General features: G+C 65.9%; 18 protein-coding genes. 13 read left to right on the top strand and 5 right to left on the bottom strand.

Annotated features, from left to right (window positions below; genetic code table 11):
* Positions 1-4 precede the first annotated feature (4 nt).
* Together B3D39_RS15540 and B3D39_RS15535 are read right to left on the bottom strand one after the other, a co-directional pair.
* Entirely contained in the window at positions 5-721 is a 717-nt protein-coding gene (locus tag B3D39_RS15540; RefSeq protein ID WP_078522349.1) for an LrgB family protein, read from the bottom strand.
* On the bottom strand, positions 714-1,070 hold the full coding sequence (locus tag B3D39_RS15535; RefSeq protein ID WP_274962808.1) for a CidA/LrgA family protein: 357 nt from the start codon (positions 1,068-1,070) through the stop codon (positions 714-716). Before B3D39_RS15535 ends, B3D39_RS15540 begins: the two co-directional genes overlap by 8 nt.
* Positions 1,071-1,310: 240 nt before the next feature.
* On the opposite strand from B3D39_RS15535, the gene smc reads away from it, so the two are divergent.
* From smc to B3D39_RS15505, 6 genes are all read left to right on the top strand, one after another.
* Positions 1,311-4,769, top strand: coding sequence for a chromosome segregation protein SMC (gene smc, locus B3D39_RS15530; protein ID WP_286789856.1), 3,459 nt, complete (start codon positions 1,311-1,313; stop codon positions 4,767-4,769).
* Between the two features lie 127 nt (positions 4,770-4,896).
* Entirely contained in the window at positions 4,897-5,352 is a 456-nt protein-coding gene (locus B3D39_RS15525) for a RidA family protein (protein ID WP_274963297.1), read from the top strand.
* Positions 5,352-6,116 (top strand): glycerophosphodiester phosphodiesterase family protein, encoded by a 765-nt coding sequence (locus tag B3D39_RS15520; protein WP_414718013.1) that lies wholly within the window; start codon positions 5,352-5,354, stop codon positions 6,114-6,116. The genes B3D39_RS15525 and B3D39_RS15520 overlap by 1 nt, the downstream gene beginning before the upstream one ends.
* A 57-nt stretch (positions 6,117-6,173) precedes the next feature.
* Positions 6,174-7,361, top strand: a complete 1,188-nt coding sequence (locus B3D39_RS15515; protein WP_274963295.1) for a GNAT family N-acetyltransferase — start codon at positions 6,174-6,176, stop codon at positions 7,359-7,361.
* Between the two features lie 39 nt (positions 7,362-7,400).
* Positions 7,401-8,282: a mechanosensitive ion channel family protein gene (locus tag B3D39_RS15510; RefSeq protein ID WP_078602255.1), complete on the top strand. Its 882-nt coding sequence runs from the start codon at positions 7,401-7,403 to the stop codon at positions 8,280-8,282.
* Positions 8,283-8,339: 57 nt separating this feature from the next.
* The gene (locus B3D39_RS15505; RefSeq protein ID WP_338113653.1) at positions 8,340-8,711 is read left to right on the top strand and encodes a 4a-hydroxytetrahydrobiopterin dehydratase; all 372 of its coding nucleotides are present in this window, start codon (positions 8,340-8,342) and stop codon (positions 8,709-8,711) included.
* A gap of 56 nt (positions 8,712-8,767) precedes the next feature.
* Here B3D39_RS15505 and B3D39_RS15500 read toward each other — a convergent pair whose 3' ends face one another.
* Positions 8,768-9,256 (bottom strand): peroxiredoxin, encoded by a 489-nt coding sequence (locus B3D39_RS15500; protein WP_274963294.1) that lies wholly within the window; start codon positions 9,254-9,256, stop codon positions 8,768-8,770.
* A gap of 82 nt (positions 9,257-9,338) precedes the next feature.
* Between B3D39_RS15500 and B3D39_RS15495 the strand changes: the two genes are divergently transcribed.
* The 3 genes from B3D39_RS15495 to B3D39_RS15485 are packed head-to-tail and all read left to right on the top strand — an operon-like array spanning position 9,339 to position 11,763.
* Positions 9,339-10,538 carry an NAD(P)/FAD-dependent oxidoreductase gene (locus tag B3D39_RS15495; protein WP_274963293.1) on the top strand — a complete coding sequence of 400 codons (1,200 nt, stop codon included), beginning with the start codon at positions 9,339-9,341 and terminating at the stop codon, positions 10,536-10,538.
* Complete coding sequence (gene rsmD, locus B3D39_RS15490) at positions 10,535-11,098, top strand: 16S rRNA (guanine(966)-N(2))-methyltransferase RsmD (RefSeq protein ID WP_274963292.1); 564 nt, start codon at positions 10,535-10,537, stop codon at positions 11,096-11,098. The genes B3D39_RS15495 and rsmD overlap by 4 nt, the downstream gene beginning before the upstream one ends.
* Positions 11,095-11,763 (top strand): HAD family hydrolase, encoded by a 669-nt coding sequence (locus B3D39_RS15485; protein WP_274963291.1) that lies wholly within the window; start codon positions 11,095-11,097, stop codon positions 11,761-11,763. Before rsmD ends, B3D39_RS15485 begins: the two co-directional genes overlap by 4 nt.
* A gap of 73 nt (positions 11,764-11,836) precedes the next feature.
* Here the strand turns inward: B3D39_RS15485 and map are convergent, their stop codons facing one another.
* Complete coding sequence (map, locus tag B3D39_RS15480; protein WP_078550844.1) at positions 11,837-12,646, bottom strand: type I methionyl aminopeptidase; 810 nt, start codon at positions 12,644-12,646, stop codon at positions 11,837-11,839.
* Between the two features lie 117 nt (positions 12,647-12,763).
* On the opposite strand from map, the gene B3D39_RS15475 reads away from it, so the two are divergent.
* Genes B3D39_RS15475 through B3D39_RS15465 form a run of 3 tightly spaced genes read left to right on the top strand, consistent with a single transcriptional unit; the run spans position 12,764 to position 15,167 of the window.
* Complete coding sequence (locus B3D39_RS15475; protein WP_274963290.1) at positions 12,764-13,492, top strand: competence/damage-inducible protein A; 729 nt, start codon at positions 12,764-12,766, stop codon at positions 13,490-13,492.
* Positions 13,489-14,202 carry a GNAT family N-acetyltransferase gene (locus B3D39_RS15470; RefSeq protein ID WP_274963289.1) on the top strand — a complete coding sequence of 238 codons (714 nt, stop codon included), beginning with the start codon at positions 13,489-13,491 and terminating at the stop codon, positions 14,200-14,202. Before B3D39_RS15475 ends, B3D39_RS15470 begins: the two co-directional genes overlap by 4 nt.
* Entirely contained in the window at positions 14,199-15,167 is a 969-nt protein-coding gene (locus B3D39_RS15465) for an OmpA family protein (protein WP_274963288.1), read from the top strand. Before B3D39_RS15470 ends, B3D39_RS15465 begins: the two co-directional genes overlap by 4 nt.
* Before the next feature lie 42 nt (positions 15,168-15,209).
* Here the strand turns inward: B3D39_RS15465 and B3D39_RS15460 are convergent, their stop codons facing one another.
* The gene (locus B3D39_RS15460; RefSeq protein ID WP_078550848.1) at positions 15,210-16,115 is read right to left on the bottom strand and encodes a LysR family transcriptional regulator; all 906 of its coding nucleotides are present in this window, start codon (positions 16,113-16,115) and stop codon (positions 15,210-15,212) included.
* Between the two features lie 225 nt (positions 16,116-16,340).
* Between B3D39_RS15460 and B3D39_RS15455 the strand changes: the two genes are divergently transcribed.
* Positions 16,341-18,356 carry an NADPH-dependent 2,4-dienoyl-CoA reductase gene (locus B3D39_RS15455; RefSeq protein ID WP_274963287.1) on the top strand — a complete coding sequence of 672 codons (2,016 nt, stop codon included), beginning with the start codon at positions 16,341-16,343 and terminating at the stop codon, positions 18,354-18,356.
* Positions 18,357-18,417: the final 61 nt, after the last annotated feature.

Below are 18,417 nucleotides of genomic sequence, written 5' to 3'. Positions count from 1 at the left end.
TCGATTAACCGAAGTAACTCAGCACGACCGGCGCGAGGAAGGCGGTCAGCACCGCGTTCAGCCCCATGCCGATGGACGCAAACGCGCCCGCAGTCTCATGCACCTGAAAGGCGCGCGCCGTGCCGATCCCATGCGCCGCGACGCCCACCGCGAAGCCCCGCGCCCGCCAGTCGCGAAAGCCCAGCAGGTTGAGCATCGGCGTCACCGTGATCGCCCCGATCATGCCGGTCAGGATCACCAGCGCCGCGGTCAGCGACGGCTCGCCACCAAGGGATTGCGAAATCCCGATAGCCACCGGGGCCGTCACCGATTTCGGCGCGAGCGAGGCGAGCAGTTCAGGCCCCGCGCCCATCGCCTTTGCAATCGCCAGAACCGAGACGATGGCCGTGACCGACCCCGCCGCCAGACCCGCCGCGATCGGCAGAAGCGCGCGTTTCACCTTGGGCAGGTTCGCATGCAGCGGCACCGCGAGACAGACCGTCGCCGGGCCCAGCATGAAGTGGACGAACTGCGCCCCGTCGAAATAGCGCTGATAGGGCGTGCCCGTCATCAGGAGCACCGCGCCTAAGATTACCACCGCGATCATCACCGGATTGGCGAAGGGGCTGCGGTTCACGCGCCTGAAGATCGTATCCCCGATCCAATAGGCGATCAGCGTCGCCCACAGCCACAGCAGCGGTTCGGAGGACAGGTAGGACCAGAGCTTGAACGGATCAGTCATCGACATCGCTCCGGGTCAGCTTCGCCACCGCGACGAAGGCCGCCGCCCCGACCACGATCGCCAACATCGTCGACACCACCAGCGCCACCGCCAGCCCCAGCCCATGCTCGCGCAACGCGCCCAGATGCGCGACGATCCCCACGCCCGCAGGCACGAAGAGAAGCGACAGGTGTTGCAAGACGAACTGGGCCGTGGGGCGCACGATCTGCTGCACCTTGCCCGAGACGCTCATGAGCAAAAGCAGGAAGATCATCCCCAGAACCGGGCCGGGAAGCGGCAGTTGCAAAGCACGGGACAGGATCTCGCCAGCGAGTTGGCAGGCGAGGATCAGGGACAGGGCTGGGATCATCGGTCGGCTCCTTGGGACGCTTCCGATGCTAAGCCCGCGCGCGCAAAAGGAAAAGACGGAGGACGCGCATACCGGCACCCTCAGCCGGCACGTCGCACCAGCCAAAACCCTGCGCGGGAATGCGCCAATATATTGTGGATAACAGCCCCATCATAGCCAGATGCGGTGTCTTCCCATTGACTCGCAGGCCTGCTCTACGGACACTTCTCAGAACTCGGTCAGATTCGGAAAGTTCGGCAATTGCGCTTCTCTCGGCTACGTCTCAACGGTTTCAAGAGCTTCGTGGACCCCACGGATCTCGTGATCCATGACGGGCTGACCGGCGTCGTCGGACCCAATGGCTGCGGCAAGTCGAACCTGTTGGAAGCGCTGCGCTGGGTGATGGGCGAGAACCGCCCCTCTGCAATGCGCGGCGGCGGGATGGAAGACGTGATCTTCGCGGGGGCCTCGTCGCGCGGCGCGCGCAATTTCGCGGAAGTCGCGCTGCAGATCGACAATACCGAGCGGCTTGCGCCCTCCGGGTTCAACGACAGCGACGGGCTGGAGATCGTGCGCCGGATCACCCGCGATGCGGGCTCGGCCTATAAGGTGAACTCCAAGGACGTGCGCGCCCGCGACGTGCAGATGCTGTTCGCCGACGCCTCGACCGGCGCGCATTCGCCCGCGCTCGTGCGGCAGGGCCAGATTTCCGAACTGATCAACGCCAAACCGAAGAACCGCCGCCGCATCCTCGAGGAAGCGGCCGGGATCTCGGGCCTCTATCAGCGCCGCCACGAAGCGGAGTTGAAGCTGAACGGCGCCGAACAGAACCTGACCCGCGTCGACGACGTGATCGAGCAACTCGCCTCGCAGCTGGCCACTCTCGCCCGGCAGGCGCGTCAGGCCGCGCGCTACCGCACCATCGGCGAAGAGCTGCGCCGCGCCGAGGGGATGCTGCTCTATCGCCGCTGGCGCGAAGCCGATCTGGCCCGCACCACCGCCGAAGAGGCGCATCGCGAGAAGGTCGCCGGGGCCGCGCAGGCCGAGAAAGCCTCCCGCGAGTCTGCCAAGGCCCGGCAGGGCAAGGAAGACGCGCTACCGCCGCTGCGCGAGGAAGAGGCCATCGCGGGCGCGATCCTGCAGCGCCTCACCGTGCAGCGCGACGCGCTCTCGGATCAGGAAGATCAGGCGATCGCGCGGATCGAGACGCTGAAGGCCCGGATCGAACAGCTCGTGCGCGACATGGAGCGCGAAGCGGGGCTCAACCGCGATGCGGGCGAGACGATCGGGCGGCTCGAATGGGAGCAATCCCAGATCGCGAAAGCCTCCGAGGGGCATGAAGACAAACTGGCCGCCGCGGTCGATGCCGCTCATGAGGCCGCGCAGATTCTGCAGGAGCGCGAGGCGCAACTGTCGGAGCTGACCGAGGATGTCGCGCGGCTCGCCGCCCGCCACCAGTCGTCGCAGCGCCTCGTCACCGACAACCGCGCAACGGCCGAGAAATCCGAAGCCGCCGCCGCGCAGGCGAAGCAGGCCGCCGAGGCCGCTGCTGCCGCGCTTGCGAAGGCGAACACCGAATTCGAGGCGGCCGAAGGCGCACAGACACAGGCGCAGGCTGCCGCCGAAGCTGCAGAAGAGGCATTGGCCGCCGCCGATGACGCGCGGGCCGAGGCGCAGGGCCGCGAAAGCGCGGCCCGGGCGGCGCGCTCGGAGGCCGAGGGCGAAGCGGGGGCCTTGCGGGCCGAAGTGTCGGCGCTGGCCCGTCTCGTCGAGCGCGAAGCCTCCAACGGTCAGCAGATTCTCGACCGCGTCCGGGTGGATCGCGGCTACGAGGCGGCGCTCGGTGCCGCGCTCGCCGATGATCTGCGCGCGCCGGAAGTGGGCGAGGATGACGCGACCGGCTGGCAGGCGCTGCCCGACTATCCCGCGCCGCAGCCCCTGCCCGTCGGTGTCGAGCCGCTCTCGGCTCATGTGGATGTGCCCGATGTGCTGGTCCGCCGGATTTCGCAGATCGGTCTGGTCGAGGATTACGACGAGGGTGTGCGGCTGCAGGATCAACTGGCCCCCGGCCAGCGGCTCGTCTCGACCGAGGGCGATCTGTGGCGCTGGGACGGCTATCGCGCCGGCGCCGAGGATGCCCCGACCGCCGCAGCCCTACGCCTGCAACAGCTCAACCGTCTGGTGGAGTTGAAGCGCGATCTGGAAGAGGCCGAGGCGCGCGCTTCGGGCGCGAAATCCGCCCATGAGGCGCTGACCGCCGCGCTGGCTGAGGCCACCCGCGCCGATGCCGCCGCCCGCGAGGCGCGCCGCGATGCCGATCGCCGTCTGGCCGAAGCGGGCCGCGCGCTCAGCCGCGCCGAGGCCGATCGCTCCATCGCCAGCTCCAAGCTGGAAAGCGCCCAACTCGCCGTCGCCCGCCACGAGGAAGAGGCTGGCAGCGCGCGGATGGCGCTGCGCGAGGCGGAGAATGCGCAATCCTCCCTGCCCGATCTGGACGCCGCGCGCGGCGACGTCGAGGCGGTGAAGATGACCGTCGAAGCGGCGCGGATGACGATGATGACCAAGCGCTCCGCCCATGACGAAATCCGTCGGGAAGGCGAGGCGCGGCTGAAGCGTCGGCAGGAGATCACCAAGGAAATCTCCGGCTGGCGGCACCGTCTGGAGACCGCCGAGAAGCGCTCGGCTGAGCTGGAAACCCGCAAGATCGAGAGCGAGGCGGAGCTGAAGGACGCCTCCGCCGCCCCCGAGGAACTGGCCGCGAAACGCGCCGAACTGTCGGAGGCCATCGCCACCGCCGAAGCGCGTCAGGCCGAGGCATCGGACAAGCTTTCGAGTGCGGAAAGCGCCCTGCGCGAGGCGCAGCTGGCCGAACGCGAGGCCGAACGTCTGGCCGGTGAGGCGCGCGAAGCCCGCGCCCGTGCCGAAGCCCGCGTCGATGCGGCCCGCGAAACCGTCGCCTATGCCGCCGAACGTATCCTCGAGGAGACCGAGAAGTCGCCGCAGGATTTGCTGGAAAGCCTCGACGCCGATCCCGAAAAGATGCCCGACGCGGAGAAGCTCGACGCGGAAGTGAACCGGCTCAAGCGGCTGCGCGAGAGCCTTGGTGCGGTGAACCTGCGCGCCGAGGAAGATGCCCGCGAGGTGCAGGAAGAGCATGACACGCTGGTGCAGGAGAAATCCGATCTCGAAGAGGCGATCCGCAAGCTGCGCGCCGGGATTTCGGGTCTGAACCGCGAAGGGCGCGAGCGTCTACTGACCGCGTTCGAGCAGGTGAACGAGAACTTCCGCACGCTGTTCACCCACCTCTTCGGCGGCGGCTCGGCGAACCTGCAGCTGGTCGAAAGCGACGACCCGCTGGAGGCCGGTCTCGAGATCATGTGCCAGCCGCCGGGCAAGAAGCTGTCGACGCTGTCGCTGCTGTCGGGTGGCGAGCAGACGCTGACCGCGATGGCGCTGATCTTCGCGGTCTTCATGGCCAACCCCGCCCCGATCTGCGTGCTCGACGAGGTCGACGCGCCGCTCGATGACGCCAACGTGACGCGCTTCTGCGACCTGCTCGACGAGATGACGCGGCGCACCGATACGCGCTTCCTGATCATCACCCACCACGCGGTGACGATGGCGCGGATGGACCGGTTGTTCGGTGTGACGATGCAGGAGCAGGGCGTGAGCCAGCTGGTCTCGGTCGACCTGAAGAAGGCCGAGGCGCTGGTGGCATAACGGCGAGGGGCTCGGCCCCGCGCTATCGCGCCCCCGGGATATTTCGATCAAGAAGAAGAGACGCGAATCCGCTTGCGGGGAAACAGGCGCGCGCCTAGCCTCGCCGCGAAATTTCATGGAGGGCGCAATGGCCAAGATCGAAGCACGTCTCGAAGAGCTGGGAATTCACCTTCCCGATGCGCCCGCACCGGCGGCAAATTACGTGCCCTTCGTGCGCACCGACAATCAACTGTTCGTCTCGGGACAGATCTCGAACGGGCCCGAGGGGCTGATCCGCGGCAAGCTCGGCGACGGGATGGATGTCGAAGAGGGCGCGATGGCGGCGCGGTTCTGCGGGCTGGCGCTGATCGCGCAGGCGAAAGCGGCCATTCGTGATCTCGACAAGCTCCGCGTGGTGAAGCTGGTGGGCTTCGTGAATTCGACGCCTGAGTTCACCGATCAGCCCAAGGTCGTGAACGGCTGTTCGGACCTGATGGTCGAAGTCTTCGGCGACGCGGGGCGTCACGCGCGTTCGGCGGTCTCGGCGGCTTCGCTGCCGATGGGCGTCGCGGTCGAAATCGAGGCGATTTTCGAGGTCGCGTGATGGCATTGCATCCTGATTTTCTCCGGCTTCCGATCGCGCATCGGGCGCTGCACGACTACACGCTCGGCCGCCCTGAAAACAGTCGCGGCGCAATCCGCGCGGCTATCGCGGCGGGCTACGGGATCGAGATCGACGTGCAACTCTCGGCCGATGGCGTGCCGATGGTGTTTCACGACTACGCGCTGGACCGGCTGACCGCAGAGCGCGGCCCGGTGCGCCAGCGCACGTCGGCAGAGCTTGGCGCGATCCATCTGAGCGGCACGCAGGAAGGTATTCCGACCCTCGCCGAAGTGCTGAAGATCGTCGACGGGCAGGTTCCGCTTCTGGTCGAGATCAAGGATCAGGACGGCGCGCTCGGCCAGCAGATCGGCCCGCTGGAAGAGGCGACGGCGCTGTTGTTGCGCGACTATGAAGGCCCGGTCGCGGTGATGTCCTTCAACCCCCACGCGGTGGCGGCTTTCGGCGAGCTGGCCCCGGGCGTGCCTGTCGGGCTGACCACCTCGGCCTATCAGCCCAATGACTGGGCGCTGCTGCCTGCAGCCCGCGGCGACGAGCTGCGCCATATCCCCGATTTCGAGCGCGTCGGCGCGGCCTTCATCTCGCATGAGGCGAAGGACCTGAACGCGCTGCGTGTGACCGAGCTGAAATCGCTCGGCGTGCCGGTGCTGTGCTGGACGATCCGCTCGGTCGACGAGGAGGCGCTGGCGCGTCGGGTGGCCGATAACGTGACCTTCGAAGGCTACCTCTCGGCGCTTCCGGCTTGACGCCGCGCGCTCAGGGTACAGATTCAGGCAAAGGATGGCCTAACCACCCGGGATCAAATGGATCAAAGCGTTGAAATCACGCTTTATTCGGATATTTCCGAAATAAGTGAAAAAGACTGGAACGCCTGCGCCTGCCCCGAAATCGGGGATGGGGAGCGGGCGTTCGACCCGTTCACCACGCATCGGTTTCTTGCGGCCTTGGAGGCCTCCGGCTCGGTCGGTCCGGGGACGGGATGGGATGCGCGGCATCTGGTGGCGCGGATGGGCGACCGGGTGATCGGCGTGGCGCCGCTTTACGTGAAATCGCACAGTCAGGGCGAGTATGTCTTCGATCACGGCTGGGCCGATGCGTTCGAGCGCGCGGGCGGGCGCTATTACCCCAAGCTGCAATGCGCGGTACCCTTCACCCCCGTGGCCGGGCGGCGTCTGCTGGTTCTGCCGGGGCTGGAAGAGGCCGGGGGCCGCGCGCTTCTGGCCGGGATGGCGCAGATCGCGGAAGGAGCCGGGGTCTCGTCGGTTCATATGACATTCTGCACCGAGGACGAAGCGGAGCTTGCCGCCGAGGCGGGCTGGCTGCCGCGGCTCGGGCAACAATTTCACTGGTTCAACGAGGACTACGAGAGCTTCGACCAGTTCCTCGGCGAGCTGAGTTCGCGCAAGCGCAAGACGCTGCGCAAGGAACGCCAGCGGGCACAGGCCTTCGGCGGCGAGATCGTGCAGCTGACCGGCGACGATATCCGGCCCGAGCATTGGGATGCGTTCTGGCAGTTCTATCAGGACACCGGCGCGCGAAAATGGGGCCGCCCCTACCTGAGCCGTGCCTTCTTCGACCTGCTGCACGAGATGCGCGACGACGTGCTTCTGGTGCTGGCGATGAACGGAGACCGCCCGATTGCGGGTGCGCTGAACCTGATAGGGCGGGATGCGCTCTTCGGGCGCTATTGGGGCTGCATCGAGGATCACCCCTTCCTGCATTTCGAGCTTTGCTACCATCAGGCAGTCGATTACGCGATCGCGCACAAGCTGAGCCGGGTCGAGGCCGGGGCGCAGGGCGAACATAAGCTGGCGCGCGGCTACCTGCCCGTCGCGACCCATTCGGCGCATTGGATCGGCCATGAAGGTCTGCGCGGCGCGGTCGCGGAGTATCTGGAGGCCGAACGCGCCGCCGTGGACGAAGATATCGAGATACTTACCGAAATGGGCCCGTTCCGGAGCCCCTCGGGTGGCAGCGATGAGCAGGCGTGATAAGTAGCAGTGTTAAAGGACGTATGACGGGAGCGATGAATGAATTTCAATGACCTGACCGATGTCAGCGCGTGGCTGACGCAGGATCGGATCGATGCGGCCATCATGGTTGCGGTGAATGTGGTGGCTGCGCTGGTGATCTTGCTGGTCGCGATGGCGATCTCGGCCTGGGCCAAACGGCGTATCGTGGCGCTGTCGCAGCGTTACAAACGGCTGGACGACACGCTCTTCGGCTTCCTCGGCAATATGGTGAAATACCTGATCCTCGCGATCGGGGTGATCTTCATCCTCAACCGCTTCGGTATTCAGACCACCTCGTTGGCCGCCCTTGTCGGTGCCGCCGGTCTGGCCATCGGTCTGGCGCTGCAAGGCACGCTGTCGAACCTTGCGGCGGGCGTGATGATCATTCTGTTCCGCCCGTTCCGCCAAGGCGATTTCATCGCCGCGGGCTCGGAAAGCGGCACGGTGACCGAGATCCAGCTCTTCTACACGGTGCTGACGACCTATGACGGCATCCAGATCATCGTGCCCAACAGCGACATCTGGTCGAGCGCGATCACCAATTTCTCCGCCAACCCGACACGGATGATGGATCTGACCATCGGCGTCGCCTATGACGCGGACCTGAAGAAGACGCAGGAAGTGCTGGAGAATATCTCGCTCTCCGATCCGCGTGCCCTGCAAGAGCCCGCGCCCGTGATCCGGGTGAAGCAACTGGGCGACAGCTCGGTCGATTTCACCTTCCGCGTCTGGGCCAAGACGGAAGATTTCTGGGGACTTCAGGCGGAATATACCCGTAAGATCAAGGTGGAGTTCGACGCTAACGGCATCGGCATTCCCTTCCCCACGCGGACGCTCGAAGTGGTGCAGGTGCCGAAGATCGAGACCCGCAGCGTGACCCGCGAAAGCGGCGCCGCTTGAACTGGCGGCCCGCTGCTGCAAGGCTGCGGGCCAGCTTAACGCATCAGGGAGTAAGCGATGACATCGAAGCTCGAACCCGAGGAACGCAAGGCGCTGCTGAACGCGCTTGAAGATACCGGATGGCGCGCGGCCGATGGGCAGGATGCCTTGATCAAGCGGCTTCTGTTCAAGGATTTCTCCGCCGCTTGGGGGTTCATGAGCCAAGCCGCGCTCTGCGCCGAGAAGATGGATCACCATCCCGATTGGCGCAATGTCTACAACAAGCTCGAAATCACGCTGACGACCCATGATTGCGGCGGCATCAGCGTCCTCGATATCGAACTGGCCGGCGCGCTGGATTCGCTGGCCGAGGGCGTGGCCGAGGTCGACCGCGATATCGGACGCCCGGTGATGCGTCTGACCGAACCAGTCGAAAAAGACAAAGACTGAACGAAAAACGCCCGGCTCCTTGGCCGGGCGTTTTCATGTTCCGGAAAGGGCGCGCGTTAGATTGCCGCGAGAAGCCCCTTGCCCGCCGAGGCTTCGCAGGTGCCGGGGCTATCCTCGACATGCAGCAGCTTGACCACGCCATCCTCGACCAGCATCGCATAGCGCTTCGAGCGGTTGATGAGGCCCGCGGGCGGCGCGGTGAAATCCATCTCGATCGCCTGCGTGAAAGCGGCTTCCGGGTCGGCCAGCATGGTCAGCCCCGCCTCGGTCGCGCCGGTCTCTTCGCCCCAGGATTTCATCACGAAGGGGTCATTGACGGAGATGCAGACGATCTCGTCCACGCCCTTCTCGGCGAATTGGTCCTTGGTGCGGATGAAGCTGGGCACATGGGCGGTGGTGCAGACGCCGGTAAAGGCGCCCGGCACGGCGAAGATCACGATCTTGCGGCCCTTCATCTTGTCACCGAGGCTCACGGGTTGCGGCCCTTCATCGCCCATCGCGAGGAAAGTCGCGCCAGGAAGAACGTCGCCGGTCGTTAAGGTCATAGAAAGCTCCGATTTGTTCGCGTTGCACTTGTTCCGCCCGTCGATATAGGGTCAAGCGCGAGCCGGGCCAGTGGAGAAAGTCATGGGTGGAATAGTGATCGTCGGCGCGGGACAGGCCGCAGCCTCGATGGCCGCGAAACTGCGGGCGCTGAAATATGACGGTGCGATCACCGTGATCGGCGCGGAGCCCATTCAGCCCTACCAGCGACCACCCCTGTCGAAAGCCTATCTGCTGGGCGATATGGAGCTGGAGCGGCTCACGCTGCGCGCCCCCGACTGGTGGCAGGAGAACGACATCGTGCTGCGGCTCGGCACCTCCGTCACCGCGATCGATGCCGAGGCGCAGACGGTCACCCTGTCGGATGGCGAGACGCTCGATTATTCCGAACTCGCGCTCTGCACCGGGGCCACGCCGCGCCGTCTGCCCGCGGCGATCGGCGGCGATCTGGGCAATGTCTTCACCGTGCGCAACCTCGCGGATGTCGACCGGATGCAGCCCCATTTCACCCCCGGAAAACGGCTCGTGGTGGTCGGCGGCGGCTATATCGGGCTGGAGGCCGCGGCGGTCGCGCGCAAGCTCGGCCTCGAGGTCACGCTGGTCGAGGCCGCCCCGCGCATCCTCGGCCGCGTCGCCTGCGAAGAAACTGCAGACGCGATCCGCGCGCTGCATCGCGGGCGCGGCGTCGAAATCCTCGAAGGGGTCGGCCTGACGCGATTGACCGGCGAGGAGGCCGTCACCGGCGCGATCCTCGAGGACGGGCGCGAATTGCCCGCCGATTTCGTGATCGTCGGCATCGGCATCACCCCCGACGAAGAGGTCGCCCGCGAAGCCGGTATCCATTGCGAAAACGGCATCGCCGCCGACGCGCAGGGCCGCACCTCCGCGCCCCATATCTGGGCGGCGGGCGATTGCGCCTCCTTCCCCGGGGCCGCTGAACGTATCCGCCTCGAATCCGTCGGCAACGCAATCGACATGGGCGAGCTGGTCGCCGAGAACATGCTGGGAGCAGGCCGCGCCTTTGCCCCAAAACCGTGGTTCTGGTCCGATCAGTTCGACGCGAAGCTGCAGATCGCCGGGCTCAATGCGGGCTACGATCAGGTCGTCAGCCGCCGCGATGACGGCAGCAGCTTCTGGTATTTCCGCGCAGGCCGCCTGATCGCGGTGGACGCGATCAACGATGCGCGCGCCTATATGGTCGGCAAACGCCTGATCGAAGCGGGCAAACCCGTGACGCCCGAAGCTGTCGAGACCACGGCAGAGCTGAAAGCCCTGATGAAATGAGAATTATCGGAGGCGCGAAACGCGGGCTGAAACTGGCGGATGTGGGTGCAGGCGACATGGATGCGCATCTGCGCCCCACGACCGACCGCGTGCGCGAGTCGATCTTCAACCTGCTGATGAATGGCGGGCATGGCAATCCGGTGCCCGAGGCACGTGTGCTCGATCTCTTCGCGGGCACCGGCGCGCTGGGGCTGGAGGCGCTGTCGCGCGGCGCGGCCCGCGTGGACTTCGTCGATGACGGCACCGCCGCCCGCGCACTTCTGCGCCGCAATATCGAGGCGATGCGCGCGATGGGCGTCACCGATGTCTGGCGGCGCGATGCGACCAATATGGGTCCAAATCGCGGCCCCGGCTATGATCTGATCTTCCTCGACCCGCCCTATGGGATGGGACTGGGCGAACGTGCCCTCGCCTCCTGTCTCGAGAATGGATGGATCGCTCCGGGCGCGATGATCGTTTGGGAAGAGAACACCCCGCCGATCCTGCCCGCCGCCCTCGAACAGCTCGACCAACGCCGCTATGGCGACACGCTCGTAACCCTTGCCCGGATGCCTGAATGACAAACCACCCGAAGATCCCCCATGCCGTCCTGTTCGATTGCGACGGTGTGCTCGTCGACAGCGAGCCCGCGACCTTCGACCTGATTCAGGAAGAATTCGCCCGCTACGGCGTGCATAAGACGATCTCCGAACTGGAAGAGGCCTTCATCGGCTCCACCATCGAGAATGTCTATCAATGGGGCCGCGCGCATGGGGCCGATCTGCCCGAGGGCTGGGTCGACAGCTATTACGAAGGGCTCTACGCCCGGCTGCGCGAGGGGACCGAGTTGATGCCCGGCATCCCGCGCCTTCTCGCCCGGCTCGATGCGGAGGGAATTCCCTTTGCGGTCGGCTCGAACGGACGGCAGGCGAAGATGGAGGCGACGCTCGGGCAGCACCCGGATATCCGCACGCGGCTCGAAGGACTTCTGTTCTCGGGGCAGGACATGGGAATGCCCAAGCCGAAGCCCGATCTCTACATCCATGCCGCGCGCCATCTGGGCGCTGACCCGAAGGCTTGCGTGGTGATCGAAGATAGCGCCACAGGCGCGCGCGCGGCGAAAAACGCAGGTATGCGCTGCCTCGGCTATTCGCCGAAAGGCGATAACCCGCGGCTCGCGGCGGAAGGGGCGGAACTGTTCACCGACATGGCCCAAGTGCCGCGGCTCATCGGCCTCGATCCCTGATCTTCGGCTTGGCGGAAATATCCCGGGGGGCTGGCGCAGCCAGCGGGGGCGGAGCCCCACTAACGACTGAATCTTAGCGCCAGGTCGGGTGGAAGCGTCCCGCCGGCGAGGTGGTGAAGATCTCGCAACCATCGGCGGTCACGCCCACCGAATGCTCGAACTGCGCCGACAACGACTTGTCCCGCGTCACGGCGGTCCAATCGTCGGCCAGAACCTTGGTCTCGGGGCGGCCCAGATTCACCATCGGCTCGATCGTGAAGATCATGCCCTCTTCCAGCATCGCGCCGGATCCTGCGCGCCCGTAATGCAGCACGTTCGGCGGCGCGTGGAACACCTTGCCCACGCCGTGGCCGCAGAAATCGCGCACGACCGACATGCGGTTGCTCTCGACGAATTTCTGGATCGCGTGGCCGATATCGCCAAAGGTGTTGCCGGGCTTCACCTGCTCGATGCCGACCATGAGCGAGTCATGGGTGACCTGGATCAGGCGCTCGGCCTTGCGGCTCAGATTGCCCGCGACATACATCCGCGAGCTGTCCCCGAACCAGCCGTCGAGGATCACGGTCACGTCGATATTGATGATATCGCCGTCCTTCAGCTTCTTGTCGCCCGGGATACCGTGGCAGACGACATGGTTCACCGAGATGCAGCTCGCGTGCTGATAGCCGCGATACCCGATGGTCGCCGAGGTGGCGCCCAGCTCGCCCACGCGGCGTTCGATGAAGGCGTCGAGTGCTGCGGTCGTGACCCCCGGCTCCACCAGATCGGCGACCTCGTCGAGAATTTGCGCCGTCACCTGCGAGGAGGCGCGCATTCCCGCAAAATCGCTCTGATCGTAGATCCGGATTCCGTCCTTCGTGGTGCGGCCCTGAGTATCGTCCAACGGTCTGCTCCTTAAGGGTTTCGGCCTTTAGATAGTCACAAAAGCGGGGCTTGGCCAGTGCCCGGGCTTTTCGCGCCCCGTTCCGCGCCCTATACCAAGTCGAAAGGAGCCTCACAGATGCCAAATCCCACCGCAGCGATCCTGATCATCGGCGATGAAATCCTCTCGGGGCGCACCCGCGAGGGAAACGCGCATTATCTGGCCGGACAGCTGGTCGAGCGCGGAATCACCTGCCGCGAAATCCGCGTGGTGCCGGACGACAATGACGTGATCGTGGCTGCGGTGCGGGAGCTCTCGGCAGCCCATGATCACCTTTTTACGAGCGGCGGAATCGGCCCGACCCATGACGACATCACCGCCGATGCGGTGGCCGAGGCGATGGGGGCCAAGCTCGACGTGCGCGAGGATGCCAAGGCGATCCTCGCCGCGCATTATGCAGCCCGGGATGCGGAATTCACCTCCGCGCGGCTGCGCATGGCGCGGATCCCCGACGGGGCGGTATTGATCGAGAACCCGGTCTCCGCCGCGCCGGGCTTTTCGCTGGGCAATGTCCATGTGATGGCGGGCGTGCCGAACATCTTTCAGGCGATGGTCGAGGGGCTCTTGCCGAAACTCACCGGCGGCGCGCCGATGATCTCGCGCAGCCTGCAGGTGCTGCGCGCGGAATCCTCGGTGGCCGACGATCTGCGCGCGCTGGCGGGCCGCTATCCCGACCTCTCGATCGGCTCCTACCCCTTCGTGCAGGAAGGCCGGTACGGCACCAATCTCGTGCTGCGCGGCACCGATCCCGTTCAGGTCGATGCGGGCTTCGCCGAACTGAAAACCGCCTTCCCGGAGGGCACATGATCGACGCCTATGCGATCATCGACGCAACCTGGCCCGCAGCCGAATATCGCCGCGCGGGCGGATTTCTGATCCGCGACGGGCAAGGCGGCGGCTCGCGCGTCAGCTGCGCGACGCTGGATGTGCCGCTCGAACAGGCCGACATTCCGGCCGCCGAAGCCGCGCATCGCGCCTTGGGTCAGCGTCCGCGCTTCATGATCCGCGCGGGCGACGAGGCCTTGGATGCGGTCCTGGAGACGCGCGGCTACGAATCCTATGACCCGGTGCGGATCTGGTCGGCTCCAATCGCGGCGATGCAGGGCGAGGTGCCGCCCGTGACCGCTTTCGCCCATTGGCCGCCGCTGCAGATCGCCCGCGACCTCTGGACCGAGCTCGATGTCGGACCCGAGCGCCAAGCGATCATGGATCGCGCCGAGGTGCCGAAAACCTGCGTTCTGGGCCGCAAAGACGACCGGGCCGCAGGCGTTGCCTATATCGCTGTTTATGAAGGGGCCGCGATGCTCCATGCGCTCGCGGTCGCGCCGCAATATCGCCGGATGAACCTCGCGCGCGAGATGATCCATGAGGGCGCACGCTGGGCCGCCGAGGCCGGGGCCGAGCGGTTCGAGATGATCACGACATTTGAAAACGATGCCTCGAACGGGCTTGCCAAGAGCTTCGGCATGGAAGTGCGCGCGCAGTATCACTATCGCCGCGCGCCGGAGGCCGCATGACCGGCCGGGCGTCCCTTCTCCTCGCCGGTCTGCTGGCCGCCCCCCTGTCCCACGCGGCGCTGGCCGCATCGGCGGACCTGACACTGCCCGCAGGCGCCACCCAATCCGCGCAGGAAACGAGCCCCGCCACCAGCTACCAGTTGGCGGTCGGGCCGTGGCAGGACGGTCAGCTCGAGACCCGCGATCTGGAAGGCGCGCGCTCCGACACCGCCTATCAGTTGCGGGCCAATCAGAACACGACACTGCAAATCCTCGCGCCCCTGCGCGATCAACTCGAACAGGCGGGCTACGACATTCTCTATGAATGCGACACGCAGGCCTGCGGCGGGTTCGATTTCCGCTACGCGCTCGACCTGCTGTCGGAGCCCGCGATGCATGTCGATCTGGGCGACTTCCGCTATATCGCGGCGCGCAAGGGGGCCGATTATTTCGCGATCACCGTGTCGCGGTCCTCTGAGTCGGGCTTCATTCAGGTGACCGAGATGCGGGTGCAAGACGTCACGCCTGCTCAGCCCGACGATCCGCTCGCCCCGCCGCAAACCGCGCCGATTCTGCCGCGCGCCGATGCGCCCGCCGTCGCCCCGTCCGCGCTTGCGCAAACGCTGGAGGCGCAGGGCTCGGTCGCGCTCGACGATCTCGACTTCCCCTCCGGGGCCTCTGCGCTTGGCTCGGGCGATTTCGCCTCGCTGCAGGCGCTGGCCGAGTTCCTCAAGGCCAATCCCGATTTTCAGGTGATGCTAGTGGGTCATACCGATGCGGTGGGCTCGCTCGCGGCCAATATCGCGCTGTCGAAGAAACGCGCGCAATCGGCACGGCAGAAGCTGATCGGCGATTACGGGGTGGCGGCGTCGCAGGTCAGCGCCGAGGGGGCGGGCTTCCTCGCCCCGCGCGCAAGCAACCTGACCAAAGAGGGACGCGAGAAAAACAGACGGGTCGAAGCGGTTCTCACCTCGACCCGGAGTTAGCGCCAGCCGACGGAATGGCCCGGCGCGGGAGGGAGTTCGCTCTCACCAGTTGTCGGGGCCCTTCTCGGCAAAGGTCTTGGCGAGGAAATCTATGAAGGCGCGCACCTTCGGCTGCGTGAAACGGCCCGGCGGATAGATCGCGTAGATGCCCAGCGTCTCCATCGGCAGATCGGGCATCGCCTCTTCCACCAGCCCTTCGCGCATCGCATCGGCGTAAAGGAAGGACGGCAGGTAAGCGATCCCCAGACCGGCGGTCGCGGCATGCAGCAGCGACTGGCCGTCATTGACCGTCAGCCAGCCCGCCGAGCGAACCTGACGCCGCTCGCCCGAAGGCGCGGTCAGCTTCCAGACATTGCCCGCCGACTGGTTGGAGTAATGCAGCAGCTTGTGGTCGTTGAGATCGTCGATCCGCTCGGGGCGGCCGAATTTCTTGAAGTAATCCGGCGAGGCAATCATCCGGCGCGAAGTCTCGGTCAGCTTGCGCGCGCGCAGGCTCGAATCCTCCAGCTCGCCGACGCGGATCGCCATGTCGAACCCTTCGGAGATGAGTTCGACGTAGCGGTTGTTCAGCACCATATTCACGGTGATTTCGGGAAATTCCTGCAGGAATTCGCCCAGAACGGGCGAGAGAAGATTCACACCGAAATCGGTGGCGACCGAGATGCGCAGCAGCCCCGAGGGCGCCGTCTGCATCGACGTGACCAGCGCATCGGCCTCGCCCGCATCATTGAGAACACGACGCGCGCGATCGTAATAGGCCAGCCCGATTTCCGTCGGCGAAACGCGACGGGTGGTGCGATTCAGAAGACGTGCGCCGAGGCGCGCCTCCAACGCCGAGACGTGTTTCGACACAGCCGATTTGGAGATGCCCATCTTCTTGGCCGCATCGGTGAAGCCCCCTTGGTCCACAACGGTGGCAAAGGCTTCCATTTCAGTCAGGCGATCCATCCCAAACACCCTTCGGCTTGTAATTTCTGTTTCTTATTTCCCGCTTATCGGCACGAAATCGGGCGCAATTTAGACTTCGCGGCGACAATACGAGGGTAACAATCGGAGAGAATCCCGCAGGTTGGTGATCCCTGCGAAACGGTGGCGCTTTCGCTCTGACGCCGCGTTTGACGTGACAAGCTTGGCCTCGCGCCGCAGAGTGCGGGCCAAATCAGGGAGGGTTACATGAGCCAATATCCGCATATCTTCACGCCGCTCGATCTGGGCCATGTGACGCTGCCGAACCGCGTGCTGATGGGCTCGATGCACACCAATCTAGAAGAGCGCGGCGACTGGAATGCGGTGGCCGAGTTCTATGCCGAGCGCGCGCGCGGCGGTGTCGCGCTGATGGTGACGGGCGGCATGGCCCCCAACAATGAAGGCGGCGTCTTCCCCGGCGCGGCAGGTCTGTTCACCCCCGAAGATATCGCGCATCACAAGATCATCACCGACCGCGTCCACGCGGCGGGCGGCAGGATCGCGATGCAAATCCTGCACGCCGGGCGCTACGCCTATGGTCCCGATTGCGTGGCCCCTTCGGCCATCAAATCCCCGATCTCCCCCTTCCCGCCGAAAGAGCTCGACGAAGCCGGGATCGAGAAGCAGATCGCCGACATCGCCACCGCCGCCGCGCGCGCCCGCGAGGCGGGCTATGACGGAGTCGAGGTGATGGGCTCCGAGGGCTATTTCCTCAACCAGTTCCTCGTGCGCCACACCAATAAGCGCGAAGACGGTTGGGGCGGCTCGTTCGAGAACCGGATGCGCCTGCCCGTCGAAGTGGTCAAGCGCGTGCGCGAAGCGGTCGGCCCCGATTTCATCGTGATCTTCCGTATCTCGCTGATCGACCTGATCCCCGACGGCTCGACTTGGGAAGAGGTCGTCACGCTCGCCAAAGCCGTCGAGGCGGCGGGCGCCACGATGCTCAACACCGGCATCGGCTGGCACGAGGCGCGGGTGCCGACCATCGTGACGTCGGTGCCGCGCGCGGCCTTCACCTGGCTCACCGGTCGGCTCAAGCCCGAGGTCTCGATCCCGGTCATCACCTCGAACCGGATCAACACGCCGGAAATCGGCGAGAGCGTCCTGGCCGAGGGCTGCGCCGACATGGTGTCGATGGCGCGCCCCTTCCTCGCCGATGCGGATTTCGTGGTGAAGGCGAAAGAGGGCCGCGCCGCCGAGATCGCGCCCTGCATCGCCTGCAACCAGGCCTGCCTGGACCACACGTTCCAGGGCAAGGTCTCGAGCTGCCTCGTGAATCCGCGCGCCGCCCATGAGACCGAGATCGTCATCACCAAGACCGAGGCGCCGAAATCCATCGCCGTCGTCGGCGCGGGCCCGGCGGGCCTGTCTGCGGCGATCACCGCAGCCGAGCGCGGCCATGCGGTGACGCTGTTCGACCGCGCCTCGGAACTCGGCGGGCAGCTGACCATGGCGCGTGCGATCCCCGGCAAGGAGGAATTCCACGGGCTCACCGACTGGTTCAAGACCATGATCGAGAAGACCGGCGTGACGGTGAAGCTGGAGACCGACGCCACGCCCGATCTCCTCGCCCCCTTCGACGAGATCATCATCGCGACCGGCGTGCAGCCGCGCGACCCGGAAATCCCGACCGAGGGCGGGCAGGTCGTGACTTATATCGACATCCTCAAGGGCCGCGTCACCGCCGGCAAACGTGTCGCAGTGATCGGCGCGGGCGGCATCGGCTTCGATGTGGCCGAATTCCTGACGGTGACCGACAGCCCGACGCTGGATCTGGAAGAATGGAAGCGCGAATGGGGCGTCGGCGATCCGGCGCAGACGCCGGGCGGGCTGACCAAGCCCGCGCCCGAGGCCCCCGCCCGCGAAGTGACGCTGCTGCAGCGCAAGAAGGAGAAGCTCGGCCGCCGCCTCGGCAAGACCACGGGCTGGGTTCACCGCGCGGCGCTGCATATGAAGGACGTGAAGATGATCGGCGGGGTGAATTACGAGAAGATCACTGCCGAGGGGCTGCATGTCACTTTCGGCGAGGCGCGCGAAAATCCGACGTTGATCGAGGCCGATACGGTGGTGCTCTGCGCAGGCCAACTCTCGGACCGCTCGCTGGCCGATGCGCTGATCGCGGCGGGCCGTAGCCCGCATGTGATCGGCGGCGCGGATGTGGCAGCGGAACTCGACGCGAAACGCGCCATCGATCAGGGCACCCGGCTCGCCGCCGCGCTCTGATCACCTTTTCGGCTTGGAAGAAATATCCCGGGGGGCTCGCATCGCGAGCGGGGGCAGAGCC

Source organism: Thioclava sp. UBA3469, assembly GCF_002378135.1.
Taxonomy (GTDB): Bacteria; Pseudomonadota; Alphaproteobacteria; order Rhodobacterales; family Rhodobacteraceae; genus Thioclava; species Thioclava sediminum.
This window is presented reverse-complemented; position numbering and strand designations above follow the sequence as displayed.